At 66.4% G+C, this 16,638-nt stretch carries 16 protein-coding genes; 9 read left to right on the forward strand and 7 right to left on the reverse strand.

Annotated elements, in window-relative coordinates; translation table 11 throughout:
• Nucleotides 1–6: 6 nt before the first annotated feature.
• The 4 genes from QWJ90_RS11885 to QWJ90_RS11895 are packed head-to-tail and all read right to left on the reverse strand — an operon-like array spanning nucleotide 7 to nucleotide 3,862.
• Nucleotides 7–1,002: a polysaccharide pyruvyl transferase family protein gene (locus QWJ90_RS11885; protein WP_290108057.1), complete on the reverse strand. Its 996-nt coding sequence runs from the start codon at nucleotides 1,000–1,002 to the stop codon at nucleotides 7–9.
• A complete protein-coding gene (locus tag QWJ90_RS14880) occupies nucleotides 995–2,119 on the reverse strand; it encodes a glycosyltransferase family 4 protein (RefSeq protein WP_354670430.1) in 1,125 nt (374 codons plus the stop codon). The genes QWJ90_RS11885 and QWJ90_RS14880 overlap by 8 nt, the downstream gene beginning before the upstream one ends.
• A gap of 34 nt (nucleotides 2,120–2,153) precedes the next feature.
• Complete coding sequence (locus tag QWJ90_RS11890) at nucleotides 2,154–3,290, reverse strand: glycosyltransferase (protein ID WP_354670431.1); 1,137 nt, start codon at nucleotides 3,288–3,290, stop codon at nucleotides 2,154–2,156.
• The gene (locus QWJ90_RS11895) at nucleotides 3,287–3,862 is read right to left on the reverse strand and encodes an acetyltransferase (protein WP_290108058.1); all 576 of its coding nucleotides are present in this window, start codon (nucleotides 3,860–3,862) and stop codon (nucleotides 3,287–3,289) included. Before QWJ90_RS11895 ends, QWJ90_RS11890 begins: the two co-directional genes overlap by 4 nt.
• Before the next feature lie 52 nt (nucleotides 3,863–3,914).
• On the opposite strand from QWJ90_RS11895, the gene QWJ90_RS11900 reads away from it, so the two are divergent.
• From QWJ90_RS11900 to QWJ90_RS11920, 5 genes are all read left to right on the forward strand, one after another.
• The gene (locus tag QWJ90_RS11900) at nucleotides 3,915–5,192 is read left to right on the forward strand and encodes a glycosyltransferase (RefSeq protein WP_290108059.1); all 1,278 of its coding nucleotides are present in this window, start codon (nucleotides 3,915–3,917) and stop codon (nucleotides 5,190–5,192) included.
• A gap of 45 nt (nucleotides 5,193–5,237) precedes the next feature.
• Nucleotides 5,238–6,266, forward strand: coding sequence for a GDP-mannose 4,6-dehydratase (gmd, locus tag QWJ90_RS11905; protein WP_290108060.1), 1,029 nt, complete (start codon nucleotides 5,238–5,240; stop codon nucleotides 6,264–6,266).
• Nucleotides 6,263–7,243 (forward strand): GDP-L-fucose synthase family protein, encoded by a 981-nt coding sequence (locus QWJ90_RS11910; protein WP_290108076.1) that lies wholly within the window; start codon nucleotides 6,263–6,265, stop codon nucleotides 7,241–7,243. The genes gmd and QWJ90_RS11910 overlap by 4 nt, the downstream gene beginning before the upstream one ends.
• Nucleotides 7,244–7,320: 77 nt before the next feature.
• Nucleotides 7,321–9,090: a DUF4012 domain-containing protein gene (locus tag QWJ90_RS11915; RefSeq protein WP_290108061.1), complete on the forward strand. Its 1,770-nt coding sequence runs from the start codon at nucleotides 7,321–7,323 to the stop codon at nucleotides 9,088–9,090.
• A gap of 95 nt (nucleotides 9,091–9,185) precedes the next feature.
• Complete coding sequence (locus QWJ90_RS11920; RefSeq protein ID WP_290108062.1) at nucleotides 9,186–9,761, forward strand: hypothetical protein; 576 nt, start codon at nucleotides 9,186–9,188, stop codon at nucleotides 9,759–9,761.
• A gap of 55 nt (nucleotides 9,762–9,816) precedes the next feature.
• Here the strand turns inward: QWJ90_RS11920 and QWJ90_RS11925 are convergent, their stop codons facing one another.
• Entirely contained in the window at nucleotides 9,817–10,485 is a 669-nt protein-coding gene (locus QWJ90_RS11925) for an endonuclease/exonuclease/phosphatase family protein (protein ID WP_290108063.1), read from the reverse strand.
• 104 nt (nucleotides 10,486–10,589) lie between these two features.
• Here QWJ90_RS11925 and QWJ90_RS11930 point away from each other — a divergent pair, with 104 nt between their 5' ends.
• Genes QWJ90_RS11930 through QWJ90_RS11945 form a run of 4 tightly spaced genes read left to right on the forward strand, consistent with a single transcriptional unit; the run spans nucleotide 10,590 to nucleotide 15,520 of the window.
• Nucleotides 10,590–12,230, forward strand: a complete 1,641-nt coding sequence (locus QWJ90_RS11930; protein WP_290108064.1) for a sensor histidine kinase — start codon at nucleotides 10,590–10,592, stop codon at nucleotides 12,228–12,230.
• Complete coding sequence (locus tag QWJ90_RS11935) at nucleotides 12,227–13,387, forward strand: hypothetical protein (protein WP_290108065.1); 1,161 nt, start codon at nucleotides 12,227–12,229, stop codon at nucleotides 13,385–13,387. Before QWJ90_RS11930 ends, QWJ90_RS11935 begins: the two co-directional genes overlap by 4 nt.
• Entirely contained in the window at nucleotides 13,384–14,412 is a 1,029-nt protein-coding gene (locus tag QWJ90_RS11940) for a glycoside hydrolase family 6 protein (protein WP_290108066.1), read from the forward strand. The genes QWJ90_RS11935 and QWJ90_RS11940 overlap by 4 nt, the downstream gene beginning before the upstream one ends.
• 52 nt (nucleotides 14,413–14,464) lie before the next feature.
• On the forward strand, nucleotides 14,465–15,520 hold the full coding sequence (locus QWJ90_RS11945; RefSeq protein WP_290108067.1) for a response regulator transcription factor: 1,056 nt from the start codon (nucleotides 14,465–14,467) through the stop codon (nucleotides 15,518–15,520).
• Between the two features lie 371 nt (nucleotides 15,521–15,891).
• Here QWJ90_RS11945 and QWJ90_RS11950 read toward each other — a convergent pair whose 3' ends face one another.
• Entirely contained in the window at nucleotides 15,892–16,053 is a 162-nt protein-coding gene (locus tag QWJ90_RS11950) for a hypothetical protein (protein ID WP_290108068.1), read from the reverse strand.
• Nucleotides 16,050–16,562 carry a hypothetical protein gene (locus QWJ90_RS11955; RefSeq protein WP_290108069.1) on the reverse strand — a complete coding sequence of 171 codons (513 nt, stop codon included), beginning with the start codon at nucleotides 16,560–16,562 and terminating at the stop codon, nucleotides 16,050–16,052. The genes QWJ90_RS11950 and QWJ90_RS11955 overlap by 4 nt, the downstream gene beginning before the upstream one ends.
• Nucleotides 16,563–16,638 lie beyond the last annotated feature (76 nt).

Below are 16,638 nucleotides of genomic sequence, written 5' to 3' on the forward strand. Positions count from 1 at the left end.
TACCTGCTACCTTTTCCCGTCGATGAATCTAACATTCGGCACGCCCTCTAGCGAGCGGCGATACACGCCACCCAGCTTGTAGTACCCCGCCTCCACCATCACAACGCTCTTCCCCATGATTGCTGCGGGAAGCGCCACGTGCAGCCGGTTGGTAATCACCGTCTCACTTCGCACGATGGTCGAGCAGTACTGGTCGAACGTCGCGAATTGACGGGCGCTGATGTCCACAGACAGCGCATTTCTCGCCGGCGAACCTGCTTGGGCCGCAAGCTTCAGTGCTGCTTCACGGTTGCGACGTCTCCGCACCATCCGGGAGGCTCGAGTATAGGCCGGACCATACGGGACTCGATCAGCGAGGCGATGCAGCAGCGAGGAAGCGCCATTCCCCCCGGCGGCTCCCTGATTCAGCGAAGACGCTTCCCGGTCGATGCGCGCCGCGATAAGGGTCGGGACTGAACGGCCCGTTGACGACCGCAAGATGTCCGGAACGAACTCGTGCCCTGACGCGACGACGTCATGATCGACCTCCAGGCGCACTCCCGCGCGCCGAAGAGAATCTCCCCAGAGCTTGCGCAGGTGCTCATATGACGGGTGCTCACGGAGAAGAAGAAGAGTGTCCGCGGTTCGATCGGTGAAAAGTAGGGAGGGGTCCTCGGTTGGGAAATAAGCGGACGAAGGAAAGATAACGACCGGCACGTCTTCGAAGCCTCTGAGGCGCTCGCTTAGTCGCTTCGGGAAAGAGTAAACCTCTAGAAGCGCCCCGGAAGGTGGCACAATAACGACGTCCGGATCGGAGTCAACTACGGCGATACTCATCTGTTCGAGGATGCGGTAGAACACCGCGTGCATGAGGTCGTCGCCGTTGTTCCCGAGTGCGCGCCCGGTTGTGCCGGCCGTGGAGACGACTAGAGCTCGGGCGCCACGGTACGGTCGGAGATGCTCAGTGAGCGATAGCAGGCTAGGAAAGCCGCCTTCGGCGTCCATGAAGGTGTCCTTAATCACGTGCGATTCCAACTTTCCGCGTGTATTCCCTGGCCACCGCTTCCGGGCTCAGCTGCGAAGAAGCGAATTCGCGAGCCGAACGGGTTGCGCGTTCATACTCCCCCGGCTCGACAAGCGACAAGACCGCTGAAGCTATGTCTGCCGCCTCGGGGGCGACCACACGTCCCGCGCGCGACGCGCGTACAAGCTCCCCCATCCCACCAGCCGCGGAGACCACAGCCGGGGTCCCGGTTGCGAGTGCTTCCGTGAGCGCCCCGGGAAGGCCCTCTCTCGCGGAAGGAAGGACCAGAACATCGAAGGTGCTAAAGGCTCGCGTCACGTCCCGCGTGAAGCCGTGAAAATATACGGCCAGTTGCGAACTGTGCGCGGCGGCTAGCGACTTGAGTGAGGCCGCTACTGCGTGCGACGCGAACGGCCCATAGTAGTGAACCTCGACCTCGCGACCGCGCTCGCGTATGAGCGAAGCCGCCTCCATCAGCAGGTGCGGGTTCTTAAGCGGACCAAGTTTCCCGACGAAGCCAAGACGTATTGGGTCGGCGCTGCCCCGCTTTCGTACTGGGACATCAAGCATGCGCGGGTCCGCGGGATTCGCAAGCCGCGTGATCCTCGATTGCGGCAAGCCGAGGTCTTTCAGCTCCTCCACGATTCCCTCGGAGAGCGCCAATCCTGCTCGAGCGCGCGAGACCACCCGTCGCGCGACCCAACGCTTGACGGGCGCGTGTTTGAGGCCTCCCAAGTCACCGGACTCTAACACGGGAACGATAACGACCTGACCACGCCTGGCGAATAGCGCTGGGACTAGGTTCGTCGTGTACGAGCCATGAAGATGCACTACATCCAAATTGAACCGATGGCATAGCAACCACGTTGATACTTTGACGACCCAACGCGCCTGCTCAAGACGCCCAAACCGGGCAGAGCGCACTCCAGCTACCACACGGTCTGCCCACGCTGGCCGGGCCTCTTCACCACGATCTCGGTAAAGAAGCGTGATATTCACCGCCGGGCAGTCAGTCTTCACTGAGCCCCAGAGTCGGTTCAGAAAGGTGAGCGGACCGCTGTAGCCGCCGCTCGCCCCCCAGGGGGACAATATGGCCACCCGTGCATTGAAATTCATCGAGTTCGCCTCTCGTGTACGCGCGACACGGCACTCACTCGCTAGTGCTTTCGGTGTAGCTCGATACTAGCGCATCACCAATTGCTTCCATCGAGAAGTGCCGCCGGACAGCTAGACGTGCGCGCTCACCCATCCGCTTGCGCAACGCGGGATCCTCAATCAGGTTTTTGATCGCAGGAACCAGCGAACGTTCATGCTCATCGATCACGATTCCTGCTTGGAATTCCTCGATGAGAGGCGCGAGCCCGCAGCTCGAAGTCACGATAACCGGTTTCCCCAATGACATAGCCTCCAAAACCGCCATGGGGAACGGCTCATCGATAGAAGGAAGAACAAAGACGTCGCATTGAAGTATCCGCGCGAGCGTATCGGCAGGCGGGATCGCACCCTCGAGCGTAAGGGAATCGGGAGCAGGATCGGCATACAAAATCGACTCGATCTTGCTCCTGCTCCCGCCGTCGGGGCCGACGATTGAAAAGCGCGCCTTACCTTTCAGGACGTCCACGAGTTCCTGCGCTGCTGCGGCAAACAGCTCCGGGCGCTTCCGTGGGTGCAGTCGCGAAAGATATAGAACTTCCACGGTATCGGATGGTTCGACTGCGCGTAAAGCCTCCGGTATCGCCAATGGCACGCCGTTCACTAAGGGCCGAAGCAAGGCGGAGGGTGTACGCATCGCAAGGAGATCGTTCTTCTCGCGAGGGGTGAGGTAGAAAATCGCCCGAGCGTCGTGCAGGCTTCTGTTCACGAACGCAACGTCGAAGAGCCTGAACGCCGGGCTAGTTTTCGGACTAATCATGCCGTGGCACTGGAGTACGTACGGAACACGTGCCTTCCGTACAGCGTGCGCGGCGAGCGGCACGACAAAATCCCTGGCGAAGTGGATGTGAGCGACGTCGAAGCCCGCCGCGTTCTTACGCAGCCAGCTCTGCATGCTAGGGGCGTAGAAGGATCCGAATCCGCCGCCGGGTAGGACCGGCCCTGCTCTGAACAGCCTCGCCGGGACTCCTTCGACCTCGCTCGGGAGAGCGCGGTCGAACCCGCTTGCGCCAGCCACAAGACGAACCTCGTGACCCCGCCCTATTAGCTCCTTTGACTGATTGACCGCCACCCGGAGAGGGCCCCCGTATGCTCCATCCGGAGACACGTTGGCGACGACTTGAAGTATTCTCACTCTTCAATCCCTTTACCGCCTGGGAACCGCTCGCTGGTTTCCCACTCCAGCGCTCTTTGAGCGACGACCCCCGCGGGCAAAGAGCGATCGACGACAGTGCCCGGCGCGACGACCGTAGAGGCGCCGATATGGACGCCACCGAGAACCATGCATCGGCTGGTCACCCATACTCCCTCAGCAATATGAATTGGCTTGGTAACCAATGCCATTTCTTTGCGGTGCCGGTGACTTCCAGTGGTCAACATGGTCTCTTGCGAGATGACCACGTCGTGCTCGATATGGATGTGGTCCTGGTTGTGGAACCACACTCCTTCGCCTATCCAAGAGCGATCACCGATGTGAAGTTTCCATGGGAATTTGACTCGCGTGCGCGGCCGAAAGATGACACCGTCGCCAATGTCGGCTCCGAAAGCACGCAATACTCGGACTCGAAGGCTGGAACTGATCTGCCACGCATTCGTGACGAACAAGAGTTCACAGACACCCCAGAGGTAGACGACCCAGCGCGGTCGGTCCCAGCTGGCCCTCTCCCCAGGAGCCTTTGATAGATCGATGACGGGAATCTCGGTCAACGCAGTTCCTTCTCGGCAAGGGCGGACTGGAGTCCACGATAGTCTGGGATATATGACGCGCGCCCACCCCCAGGTTGTGCTCCTCGGGATCAACTACCCGCCGGAGCCCACCGGTATCTCGCCATACACGGGCGCGCTCGCCTCGGGCTTGACTAGACGAGGCTACCCGGCGGCCGCGATCACGACACATCCGCACTACCCGGACTGGCGGGTCAGAGACGGCTACGGCCAGTGGACGCGGCACGACTTGGTGGATGGGGTTCCGGTGCGACGGCTCCGGCACTTCGTTCCGCGTCGCCCCAGGGGTGTGGCTCGAGCGATTTCCGAGCTCTCGTTCGGCCTCCGCCTGGCTCTGACCCCCTGGGGCAAGCCGGACGCCGTCGTCGCGGTTTCGCCGGCGCTCTTCTCCTCGGCGGTGGCTGCATTCAGGGCTGGGTTGACCCATCGCGACGTCCCATTCATCGTGTGGGTACAGGATCTCTACACGCAGGGCATGACTGAATTCCAGGGGAAGGCGAGCCTGTTCGTGCGCGGGGTCCGAGCTGTCGAGCGGTGGCTGCTGCAGCGCGCGGACCGCGTGGTCGTGATCCACGATCGCTTCGTCCCTCGCGTTCGGGACGATCTCGGGGTGAGCGCCGATCGGATTGCGGTCATCCGCAACTGGGCTCACCTCGCCCCGATGCTCCCGGCCGACATCGTGGCTGTGCGAGCGTCTCTGGGCTGGGCCGAGGATGAGACGGTCGTCTTGCACAGCGGCAACATGGGCATGAAGCAAGGCCTCGAGAACGTCATTGAGGCCGCGCGCATGGCGGACGAGCGACAGGAGCGGGTGCGCTTCGTGCTCATGGGCGATGGCTCCGCCCGCGCGACCTTGCAGAAGCTCGGCACGGGAGTGCACTCGCTCTCCCTGCTCCCGCCCCTTGATGATGCGGGCTTCGCGGCCGCTCTGCAGGCGGCCGATGTGCTCCTTGTGAACGAGCGGCCGGGTGTCGCTGAGATGGCGGTGCCCAGCAAGCTCACGTCGTACTTCTCGGCGGGACGACCGGTACTGGCAGCGACGGATCCCGACGGCATCACGGCCGAGGAGATTCGAAACGCGGGTGCCGGAGTCATCGTGCCCGCCGGTGATCCTTCCGCCCTTCTCGATGGCGCGATGACCCTTGCGGCGGATACGAACAGATGCGCGTTGTACGGTAGGAGTGCTCTGGAATATCGGCAGACTGTTTTGTCCGCGGACTTCGCGATCGACACCTTCGCCCGCCTGATCGACGCGGCGTGCGAAAGCGGCAGCGAAGACAACGACGACGCCTCCGTCCACTCCAGGGTCTGATAGCCCCGCGGATCCCCCCTCCGCCCGTTCCACCAGGAGTCGGAAGTGACCAAGCGCGCCCTGATCACCGGGATCACCGGACAAGACGGTTCTTACCTCGCCGAGCTTCTGCTCGCGAAGGGGTACGAAGTACACGGGTTGATCCGCCGTGCCTCGACGTTCAACACACACCGCATTGACCACCTCTACGTCGATCCTCACGACCCGCGGGCGAAGCTGTTTCTTCATTACGGCGATCTCAGTGACGGTGCTCGGCTGGTCACTCTCCTGAGCGCGATTCGCCCGGACGAGGTCTACAACCTCGCGGCGCAGTCACACGTTCGAGTTTCCTTCGACGAGCCCGAGCACACTGCCGACACCACGGGCACGGGGACGATCCGCCTGCTGGAGGCCGTGCGGCTCGCAGGAATCGAAACGCGGTTCTACCAGGCCTCGTCTTCCGAGCTTTACGGGGCGACGCCGCCGCCCCAGAACGAGACCACCCCGTTCTATCCGCGCTCTCCCTATGCCGCAGCAAAGCTCTACAGCTACTGGATCACCAAGAACTACCGCGAGGCGTACGACATGTTCGCCGTCAACGGGATCCTGTTCAATCACGAGTCGCCCCGCCGCGGCGAGACGTTCGTAACGCGCAAAATCACGCGAGCCGTGGCGAGAATCAAGGCCGGCCTGGAGAAGGAGGTTTACCTCGGCAACCTCGACTCCATTCGTGACTGGGGTTACGCGGCGGAGTACGTGGAGGGCATGTGGCGCATGCTTCAGGTCGATGAGCCCGAAGACTTCGTGCTCGCCACCGGCGTGGGGTACACCATCAAGGACTTCCTCGAGGCCTCGTTCGGACACGTCGGACTCGACTGGCAGGAGTTCGTGCGCTTCGACGAGCGTTACCTGCGGCCCACGGAGGTCGACGCGCTCATTGGCGACCCGTCCAAGGCCGAGCAGAAGCTCGACTGGAAGGCGAGCGTCGACGGACTCCAGCTCGCGCGTCTTATGGTCGACGCCGATATCGAGGCTCTGCAGCACGAGGGGCGTGCATGGATCGATACTGTTCCGCTCGCGTCGTGGGCAGCATGACCGCGATCGACGGCGTGAGCTACTCCCCCGCGGAGCTCGACCGCGATTCGACTTTCTATGTCGCGGGCCATCGCGGACTCGTCGGCTCGGCGATCTGGCGACGACTGCAGGCGGGCGGCTTCACCAAGCTCATCGGCAAGACGTCGTCGGAGCTCGACCTCAAGGATCGGGAGGGGGTCTTCGCCTTCTTCCGCGAGAGTCGGCCGCGCTACGTCGCGCTCGCAGCGGCGAAAGTAGGCGGAATCCTCGCCAACAGCATGTACCCGGTCGACTTCCTCAGCGACAACATCCGCATTCAGACGAACGTCATGGACGCGGCGCTCGAGGTCGGCGTCGAGCGTCTGCTCTTCCTCGGGTCCTCCTGCATTTACCCGAAGTTCGCAGAACAGCCAATCCGGGAGGACTCGCTCCTGACCGGCCATCTCGAGCCGACAAACGACGCCTACGCCATCGCGAAGATCGCGGGCATCCTGCACGTGCAGGCAGTTCGCCGCCAGTACGGCCTGCCCTGGATCTCCGCGATGCCCACGAACCTCTACGGTCCGAACGATAACTTCTCCCCCCAGGGCTCGCACGTGCTCCCGGCGCTGATCCGCCGGTATGACGAAGCGGCGAAGGAGGGCGCTGCGACAGTCACGAACTGGGGTACCGGGTCGCCACGCCGCGAGTTCCTGCACAGCGATGACATGGCCGACGCCAGTCTTCACCTGCTCGAGCACTACGACGGCCCCTCGCAGGTGAACGTGGGAACCGGAAGCGACGTCACGATCCGCGAGATCGCCGAGACGATCGCGGACGTCGTCGGGTATTCGGGCCCCACCCAGTGGGATACGTCGAAGCCCGACGGCACCCCGCAGAAACTGCTCGACGTGTCGCTTCTCGCTGACGCCGGCTGGACCTCCCGCATCTCCCTGCAAGACGGTCTGGAACGCACGGTCGCCTGGTATCGCGACAACGCGTCACGACTTCGAGAATGAACGGAAGCCCGATGCCACGAGGGAAGTCTTCTCGCCGACGTCGGTCCGCACCGACTCGCAGCCAGCAGGCCGGGCGCTTGACTCGCATCGCTCTGTGGTGCGTCCTCGGCGTCACGGTCTGCGCCTTCGCGTGGGTCGGGACACGCGGCGCTCTCGCCGCCTATCACCTGCAGAAAGCGCAGACAGCGGCCGGTGCGCTCCAGAGGACCGTCCTCAGTTCGCCGGAGGAATCGCAGCCGGCTCTGAACGCGATCGAAGAAGATACCGCCGCCGCCTACGCACTGACGCACGATCCGGTCTGGCGGGTGACCGAGGGACTTCCGTGGGTCGGCCCGCATCTCGCTGCTGTATCGACGGCTGCGGCCTCACTGAACGACGTGGTACTCAACGTCGCGGGCCCCCTCGCCGAGGTCGCACCCAACGCACTGCAGGCAATGACGCCCAGTGGCGGGGCATTCGATGTCGACACTCTCGCGGCCCTGGGCGCCGATGCGCGGGCAGCAGCGAACGCTGCGCGTTCGTCCTCGGATGCGCTCGCCGCTGTGAACGAGGACATCCTCGTCGCGCCGCTCGCGTCCGTGATGTCAAAGGCCGACGACACGATGGCTACTCTTGCAGGCGCCACGGAAGCGCTGGCGAATGCGGTCGAACTTCTGCCGCCGATGCTCGGGGCGGAAGGGCCGCGCGACTACCTCGTAGTCTTCCAGAACGACGCTGAGTGGCGCTCGCTTGGCGGCCTCACTGGGTCGCTGCTTCAGATGCACACCGACAACGGCGCGGTAACCATTTGGGACCAGAGTTCGGCCACGTCGATGACCCAGTACCCGAAGCCGATCCTCGATCTCGGAACTGATCTCGCCAGCATCTACGACGGCAAGCCCGCACGATTCGCGCACAATCTCACGCAGATTCCGGACTTCGCCCTCGACGCCGAGATCGCGCGCGAGTTCTGGTCGCGAGACAAGAATGTCGATGTGAACGGAGTGCTCAGTCTGGACACAACGGCGCTCTCGTACCTGCTGGACGCCACCGGCCCGGTTCAGCTCGAGACCGGCGACACACTGACGTCCGACAACGCCGTCTCGCTTCTGTTGAACGAGGTTTACGCTCGCTACCCTGAGCCCGCAGACCAGGATCGCTTCTTCGAGTCGGCCACGAGCGCCGTCTTCGAAAAGCTCCTGTCCGGCGCCGCCAAGCCGAGCGCGCTGCTCAGCGCACTGCAGAAGGCGGGATCCGAGCACCGGCTTCACATTTGGAACGCCGAACCGGAAGAGCAGAGCGTGCTCGACGACACGACGTTGCAGGGCCAGCTTCCTACCAGCAACGCGACGAAGTCGTCGTTCGGCGTTTACTTCAACGACGGCACGGGATCGAAGCTGGACTACTTCATGAACGCCGGCGCGAATGCGCAGTGGTGTCAGCGCGTCTCCGGCGGGAACTCTAGTGCCGCTCTCCATGTCGAGGTCAGCAGCGAAGTCCCGGCGGACGTCGCGTCCCTCCCGGCGTACGTCACTGGAGTGGGCGCACCAGGATCGGGAATCGGTCGCAACGGCCTCTCCGTCGGGGGCACCCAACCCGGAGTCGCCCGGACTGTCACGTATGTCTACCTTCCCGAGGGCGCGTTGCTCAGCGACGTAGAGGCATCGTCAGGCACGGCGACGGAGGTGGGCTTCCACGACGGTCGCCGCGTCGTCCTCTGGGATGTCAACATCGCCCCCGGCGAGACGGCGACGCTCGACCTTACGACCAACACGCCGACCGGCCCCGAACTTGGGGTCCAGATGACTCCGGTTCTTAACGAAATCGACCCCTCTCAGCTTGCTGTGAGCTGTCCCGACGTGCCATAGTTCAAGCAGAGCAATATCCTGCTTACCTCGATCCCGGCTAGCCCGGCGCCGAGGACGACCGTTTGTCACCCTCAAAGCACCTGGGAGTCCAGACTATGAAGAAGCCCGCGAAGCTCCTCGCCACCGCGGCCATCGCCGGCGCACTCGCGCTGGGGTCGCCCATTGCGGCTAGCGCCGACGTCAACAACTACACCCCCTCGAGCGAGACGGAATCCGTTCAGATCGCTCCTGGTCAGACGCAGACCATCGCGTTCGACGGCTTCCAGCCGAACGAGGACGTCACCTTCACCCTCACCGGTGAGGACGCTTCCGACGCCACCCTCGCGATCATCGTGAAGGCCGCTGTCGAGTCCATCTCGACCACGAAGACCGCCGACGCCGATGGCTCCGCTTCCGTCGAGGTCACGCTGCCCGCCAACGCGGTCGGCACCTACACGCTCACCGCGACCGGCGCCGAGAGCGACGCCACCGCGACCACGACGATCCAGACCGGTGTCGCGGTCCCGGGCGAAGAGGACGGCGACGACGAGAACGACAGCGACGACCAGTCGCTCTCCCCGACCGGTGGCGACATGAGCTCGATCGGCCTCTGGGTCGGCGGCGGCGCGCTGCTCCTCGGTGGCGGCGCGGTTGTCGCGGCGACGGCTGTCCGTCGTCAGCGTCAGAACTGACACACCGACGTACCGAAGAAGGGCCGATGCGAGAGCATCGGCCCTTCTTCTGCGTCTACCGGTAGCTCGCGCGCACGAGGATCGGCAGATGATCGCTGCTCCCCTGCGGCAGGGTCGTCACGTCGTCGATCGTCAGGCCCTGCGAGGTCGCGAAGTCGTAGTGTCCCTTGAAGAACCGGTACCGTGTGTACGTGCGGGCATCGCTCAGCGTGAGGTCGTAGCCCGCACCGCGCACCCGCTCATGCAGCCGCTCCTTGAACACGGGGTAGTTGTAATCCCCGACCATGAGCATGGGCAGCCCGGGCCCGAGCCGATCCAGCGCGCCGAGCGCCGCGCGGATCTGATGCCGGCGCAGCGAGTTCAGCGCCGTGAGCGGCGCCGCATGGAACGACGCGACGATCACCTCGGTGCCGGCGTCGATGTCGGTCAGCCGCACCCCTAGCAGCCGCTCGTGCGCGGGTCGCAGCACGATGTCGTGCAGCGAGCGCTTGAGCGACAGCACGACGGCGTCGCCGAGCCGGAACATGTTCTCGCGGTAGTACAGCGCGAGCCCCAGCCGGTTGCGCTCGGTGGCCCTCGCGAGCTTCAGGCCGGCGATCTGATCCGGAAGCGCGGTCGTGTCGGCCTCCTGCAGACACAGCACGTTCGCCTCCCACCGCTCGACGAGCTGCTCGAGCTCGTGAGCTGCCGCGTGCTTGCGCAGATTGTAGGAGATGACTCTCATCTTCCCCACGCTAGGCCCGGGCCATCCGACCGGCCAGCGCTTGCGCCGGTGCGTCGCAGTCTGCCAAGCGGTTCATCCAGCAGCGCCCGCGTAGTATTCCGGGTATGGCGGATGGCGGGGGGCGCACGGTCGTAGCGCGTGCGGAGACGCCCCGCCGCGAGGCCGACCGGCGCACGCGTTCCGTGTGGCGTCACCAGCTCATCATCGCCTTCAGCACGGTGACGGTCGCCACGGTCGTCGCGCTCCTTGAGCCGACACTCTTCGTCACTCCGACCTTCGGGGTCGGCCTCACCGCGATCATCCTCTGGACGGTCCTCGCGATCGCCCTCCCTTGGCATCTTCTGCCCAACGGGGCCGTCCTCGCCCTGCCGATCCTCGACATCCTCGCGATCGGCCTTCTCTCGGAGGCGCGGGGCGACACCCTCGGCCTGCTGTGGGCCTTCCCGGTCGTCTGGCTCGCGAGCTACTACTCGGTCGGATGGCTGGTGACCGGCATCTGCCTCGTCGCCGGCTCCATCCTGGCCGCGGGGCTCGCGAGCGGCAGCTTCTCGACCGACGACGCCCTGAGCCTGTTCACACTGGTGCTCACGGGGGCCTTCATCGGCATCACCCTTCGTTCGGGCATGGGCCGCACCCGGGCAGCCGCACGCCTGATGCGCCGCCAGTCCCGACAGCTCGATGCGGCCCTCGCCCTTGCACGGCGCGAGGAGCAGCGACGCACCGCGCTTCTCGACACCCTGCAGACCGGCATCGCGCAGGTCGACCAGGACGGCACCCTCCCCGCGACGAACGCCGCCTACCGCCGCATGTACGGCATCGAGAACCTCCCCATACTCCACCCCACGCGCGCGGTCGAGTACCGCGAACGACGGGGCGAGGCCATCCCCGCTGAGCAGACGACCGTCGCCCGCGCCGCCCGCGGTGAGAACTTCGCGGGCGAGCAGGTCTGGCTGTTCGATCGGGATGGCCGGTGGCGGCTTCTCGAGGTGTCTGCCCGCTACCGCCTCGACGGCATGATCCTCGTCGCCGAGGACGTCACCGCGCAGACCGAGGCGAAGACCGAGCGCCAGTCGATGGCGCGCGCGGTCTCGCATGAGCTGCGCAGCCCGCTGACCGCCGTGCTCGGCCACGCCGACCTGCTGCTGGAGCGCAACGACCTGCCCGCCTCCGCACGTGAGCAGCTCTCGACGATCGAGAACGCCGCCGAGCGCATGGAGCGCCTCATCGCGCGCATCCTGCAGGACCCGGGGCGCGACCCCGCAGACGAGCACACCGTCGTCGATCTCGCCGCCATCGCCTCCGCCTCGGTGTCGGCCTTCGGCCCCGCCGCGCTCTCCAGCGGCGTGCGGGTCGTCCGCCCCACGGACGACGACAGCGCCGTCATCGTGGGCGACGCGTTCCGCCTGCGCCAGGTCGTCGACAACGTCGTCGGCAACGCGGTGAAGTACACCCCCCGGGGCGGCACCGTCACCGTCGAGGTCTCCAGCACCGCCGAGGAGGTCGCGGTCAGCGTCGCGGACACCGGCATCGGCATCCCGGAGGACGAGCTGTCGCACATCTTCGACCAGTACTTCCGCGCCTCGAGCGCCCGCGACGCCGGCATCCCCGGCACGGGCCTCGGCATGGGCATCTCGCGCGAGATCGTCACCGAGCACGGCGGCGTCCTCGAGCTCGACAGCGCGCTCGGGTACGGCACCACCGTCACCATCCGGCTCCCCCGCACCACCGACAAGGAGACGGCGTGAACACCACCGTTCCATTCATCGCCGTCGCCACGGTGGCCTGCATCGTCATGCTCGGCCTGGGCTTCCTCCCCCGCCCCTCGTACGCCGCGGCCCACTGGTCGCTCGCATTCGTGCTCGCGATGAGCGCCTCGTACGCGTACCTCTACGCAGAGACCACCACCTACTGGTTCCTCCCCGCATACGCGTCGGGCATCTTCCTGCCTGCGAACGCGTTCCTCTGGACCGGGCTGCGGATGTTCAACGAGCGGAGGAGGTCCGGATGGACCTTGGCGACGACATATCTCGTCGCGTCGCCGACCATCCTGATCTTGCTGTACCCCACGAACTACTACTCCATCGCCTTCCGCCTCGACTTCCTCGTTTCGTGCATCTTCGCCGTCCTCTGCATCGTCGAGCTGCTGAACCTCTATCCACGCGTGCACGAGGCCATCCTGCCGATGGTGGTCGCGGCGGCGATCTTCCCCGTGTTCGCGCTCTACGGCCTGGTCGACGGACTGCTGCGCTGGATGCACGGCAACCCCTCCGCCGACGACCTCGCCTCGGTGCGCGCGGTCAACGGCGTGGGCACCGGCGTCTACATCGTGTGCGTGCTCGTCACCCTTCTGCTCATCGTGCGCCAGCCGCGCCCCGCCTCTGCCCGCAACGACGGCACCTTCGAGGCCGTTGCCCGCAACCGTCTCGAGCGCGCGCAGAAGGCCGGCGACGACTGGTGGTCGCTCGTCGACATCCGCCTCGACGACCCGGAGGACATCCGCACCGCCCTCGGCGGCGGCGCGTTCGAGGAGATCGCCGAGCGCTTCTGCACGGCCGTGCTTGCGGGCCTTCCGGCCGACGCCGATATCGAGCAGCGCGGCGAGACGCGGTTCGTCGCCCTCGTTCCGCGCTCGAGCGAGGCGGCCCGCCGACTGATCGTCTCGCTGCTGGAGCGGATCGGAGAGCCCGACCCCGACCATCCGCTGCCCGTGCGCACGTCGGCGAGCATCGGATGGGCTACGGTCGCCTCCACCGGATACGACCTCGACGAGCTGCTGCGCGCCGCGAGCGACGCCAACGCGGCCGCCCGCCAGATGGGCGGCGACCGGTGGGAGCGCGCGGGCAAGCCGGACGCCGCCGTGACCTCGAGCATCGCCACCGCCTCCTCCAGAAAGCGCGCGTGAGGGCGCGGCGTCGGCGGGTGCCGGGTGCGCTCCGCGTGCCGCGTGCGCTCCGCTCTCCGTGGCTGTGGATCGCGGTGCTCAGCGTCATCGTCGTCGGCATGCTCGCCGTGGGAGGCATCTTCGTGAGCCACTGGATCAACGCCCTCACGGCGCGCCCACCCGGCGTCGGCACCGAGTTCGTCGCGCCGGAGCTGTCGAAGGCGCAGCGTGCGCTCGACGACGACCTCACGCCCGAGCAGCAGGAGGCGGCGGAGTACCTCGCCGCACAGCCCTCGACGTACTGGATCACCCCCGAGCAGGACCCGATCGGCCAGGCCGGTGCGACGATCGGCGCGCTCGCCAAGCAGGCGCGCGACGAGGGCAAGGCGCTGTCGGTCGCGGTGTACGGGCTGCCGGGGCGCGACTGCGGCAACCACTCCGCGGGCGGCCTCGAACCCGACGACTACGAGACGTGGGTCGAGGAGATCGGCGCGGCGCTCGACAACGCCCGCGACGTGCAGAAGATCGTCGTTCTCGAGCCCGACAGCCTCGCGCTCGCGCCCGAGTGCGGCAACCTCGACGAGCGCGTGACCCAGCTGCGCGGCGCCGTGGCCGCGCTGCAGGCCGTGGACACGTGGATCTACCTCGACGGCGGGCACAGCTCGTGGCTCGCTCCCGAGCGGATGGCCGAGCTCATCTCGGCCGTCGACGTCGCGGGAGAGGTGCGCGGCTTCGCGACGAACGTGTCGAACTTCCAGCCGCTCACCGACGAGTTCGCCTACGCGCACGAGGTCGCGTCGCACCTCGACGGCATGCACGCCGTCATTGACAGCTCGCGCAACGGCACGGCGACTGCGGGATCTGAGTGGTGCAACCCCGCGGGGCAGACCGTCGGCGAGCGCGCCGGCGAGTACGGCGACGAGGTCGTCGACACGAATCTCTGGATCAAGCCCCCGGGCGAGAGCGACGGCCCCTGCAACGGCGGCCCAGCCGCGGGTGTGTGGTGGCCGGAGGGCGCCGTCGCGCTGACGGCGAGCGCGCGCTGACGACCGCTAGGATGGCTAGCAATCGCAGTATTCCGGATGTGAGTGGAGCAAGATGACCGACCCGAGCGTCCCGCTGAAGACCGCCGTGATCGTCGAGGACGATCCCGACATCCGCCACCTCCTCGTGGAGGTGCTGGAGTCTGCGGGTTTCTCCACCGTCTCGGCCGGGAACGGCATCGACGGGGTGAACGCGGTGCTGCGGTATCAGCCGCTCATCACGACGCTCGACGTGAACATGCCCGGCATCGACGGCTTCGAGGCCGCCCGCCGCATCCGCGCCGGCAGCGACACGTACATCATCATGCTCACGGCCCTCGACGACGAGGCCGATGTCGTGCTCGGGCTCAGCTCGGGAGCGGACGAGTACCTGAACAAGCCTTTCCGCCCCCGCGAGCTGCGCGCGCGCATCGACGCCATGCTGCGACGCCCGCGCGCGGGTGCGGCGGCACCGGCCGCACCCCGACAGGATGCGACGGGTCCGTCGTTCCCGACCGCGCGCGCGACGCCGGGTGTGTCGGGGTTCCCGGCCGCGGCCGGGCAGGCGGTGCCCGGGGTGCAGGGGGCGCCCGGGGTGCCGGGGGCGCCGGGGGCGCCGGGGGCGCCCGGGGTGCAGGGGGCGCCGGTGGGTGCCCAGGGCGAGCCCGAGGTCTGGCGGGTCTCCCCCGCCGACGAGGCAGCGCCATCCGCCGCCGTCGTCGTCGGGAGCGATGTCGGCCCGCAGGAGGGCGGGCAGGAGCTCGCCACGACCGGTCCGACCGGGCTCGGCCCGCACACGCTCGCGCACCGCGACCTCTACGTCGACCCGGAGAGCCGGATCGCGAAGATCGGCGACCGCGACCTCGAGCTCACCCGCACCGAGTTCGACCTGCTCGCTGCGCTCATGGAGTCGAAGCGCCGCGTGCGCAGCAAGGCCGACCTCACGCTCGTGCTGCGCGGCGAGTCGTACGTGACGAGCTACTTCGTGGGCGACGCCGACAAGCGCGCGATCGAGGCGCACATGACGAACCTGCGTCGCAAGCTCGGCGACAATCCCGTCACGCCTCGGTACATCGAGACCGTGCGCGGTGTGGGCTATCGGCTGACGTCACAGGTGGCGCCCGCGTACTGAGGCGTCCTGCGAGACGCGAGAGCCGGCCATCCGATGGGGTGGCCGGCTCTTTCGCGCGGTGCGGGGCGTGGCGTGGCGTCCTGGTGTCTCACTCCGCGCGGGTATCGGCGCCGGATGACCGCCGCAAGTGAGACACGGCCTGGCATGCGTGACATCCGTGTCTCACTCCGCGCGGGTATCGGCGCCGGATGACCACCGCGAGTGAGACACGGCCTGGCATGCGTGACGCCCGTGTCTCACTCCGCGCGGGTATCGGCGCCGCATAACCGCCGCGAGTGAGACACCCATCGCCGGCAGGGGTGACTGGCTTCCGCTTAGGGGAACGACAGAGCCGGCCATCCGTCGGGATGGCCGGCTCTCTCGTTTGCGGATCAACCGAATCGGCGCTTGCCCTCCTCGGCGAGCTCTCTGATCCAGTCGGGGGTCTTGTCGCCGAGCTTCCGGTCGGCCTCGACGCGGATCTCCGCGGCGATGTAACGCGCGCGATCGCTGGGGCGGCGCCGACCCGCGGAACTCGCGGTGGGTGTGCTCATTTGAACCTCCTCTTGATGGCGCTCAGAACCTTGCTCCTCCTTACCAGTATGCTTCCGCTCAGCACGCTTCGGGTAGGCGCCGCCTCTCGGGTCTGGGCAGTGACCGTCACGTCCTCGTCGCTTGCCTCGGTTCCGTCCCCAGCCGGGTCGAGTACCACCACATCGACGATCGAGCGGACGAACTTCTGCTCCTCCTTCTTTGCGAGTCTGCTCTGTCTGAGGACCCGGAGCGCGGCGAGGGCCACCTCGAGGTCGACGTCGTCGCGCTCCTCACGAGTGAGCAAGCTGAGGGCCCACTCCGCCCGCTGCCACCACGCGTTGAGTCGAGTCTGACGCCGGACCCCTGCGAACGCGACGAGGGCGGCGACGATGGCAGCAACTCCCGCGAACCCGGGCGTCGCGATCCAGTCGGAGAGCCACGGCCAGATGTCGGCGTGCCAGGGCCGCGCCACCCATGGTGTCGGCGGCGCTCGAAAACTGGACAGTAGCGGCGCGTGAAAAGTGAACACTCAACGATTGGAGAGTGATCACTTTGGAGGACTGGGCTCTGATCCGCAGGCTCGCTGCGGAAGGCGTCTCGAAGGC

Origin of the sequence: Microbacterium oryzae, assembly GCF_030406385.1 — a bacterium.
GTDB lineage: Bacteria > Actinomycetota > Actinomycetes > Actinomycetales > Microbacteriaceae > Microbacterium > Microbacterium oryzae_A.

What these genes read in the sequence shown, in the direction of transcription:
- QWJ90_RS14880 (WP_354670430.1), bottom strand. Translation starts at nt 2,119, where the DNA reads ATGAATTTCAATGCACGGGTGGCCATATTGTCCCCCTGGGGGGCGAGC.
- QWJ90_RS11900 (WP_290108059.1), top strand. Translation starts at nt 3,915, where the DNA reads ATGACGCGCGCCCACCCCCAGGTTGTGCTCCTCGGGATCAACTACCCG.
- QWJ90_RS11910 (WP_290108076.1), top strand. Translation starts at nt 6,263, where the DNA reads ATGACCGCGATCGACGGCGTGAGCTACTCCCCCGCGGAGCTCGACCGC.
- QWJ90_RS11920 (WP_290108062.1), top strand. Translation starts at nt 9,186, where the DNA reads ATGAAGAAGCCCGCGAAGCTCCTCGCCACCGCGGCCATCGCCGGCGCA.
- QWJ90_RS11925 (WP_290108063.1), bottom strand. Translation starts at nt 10,485, where the DNA reads ATGAGAGTCATCTCCTACAATCTGCGCAAGCACGCGGCAGCTCACGAG.
- QWJ90_RS11930 (WP_290108064.1), top strand. Translation starts at nt 10,590, where the DNA reads ATGGCGGATGGCGGGGGGCGCACGGTCGTAGCGCGTGCGGAGACGCCC.
- QWJ90_RS11945 (WP_290108067.1), top strand. Translation starts at nt 14,465, where the DNA reads ATGACCGACCCGAGCGTCCCGCTGAAGACCGCCGTGATCGTCGAGGAC.
- QWJ90_RS11950 (WP_290108068.1), bottom strand. Translation starts at nt 16,053, where the DNA reads ATGAGCACACCCACCGCGAGTTCCGCGGGTCGGCGCCGCCCCAGCGAT.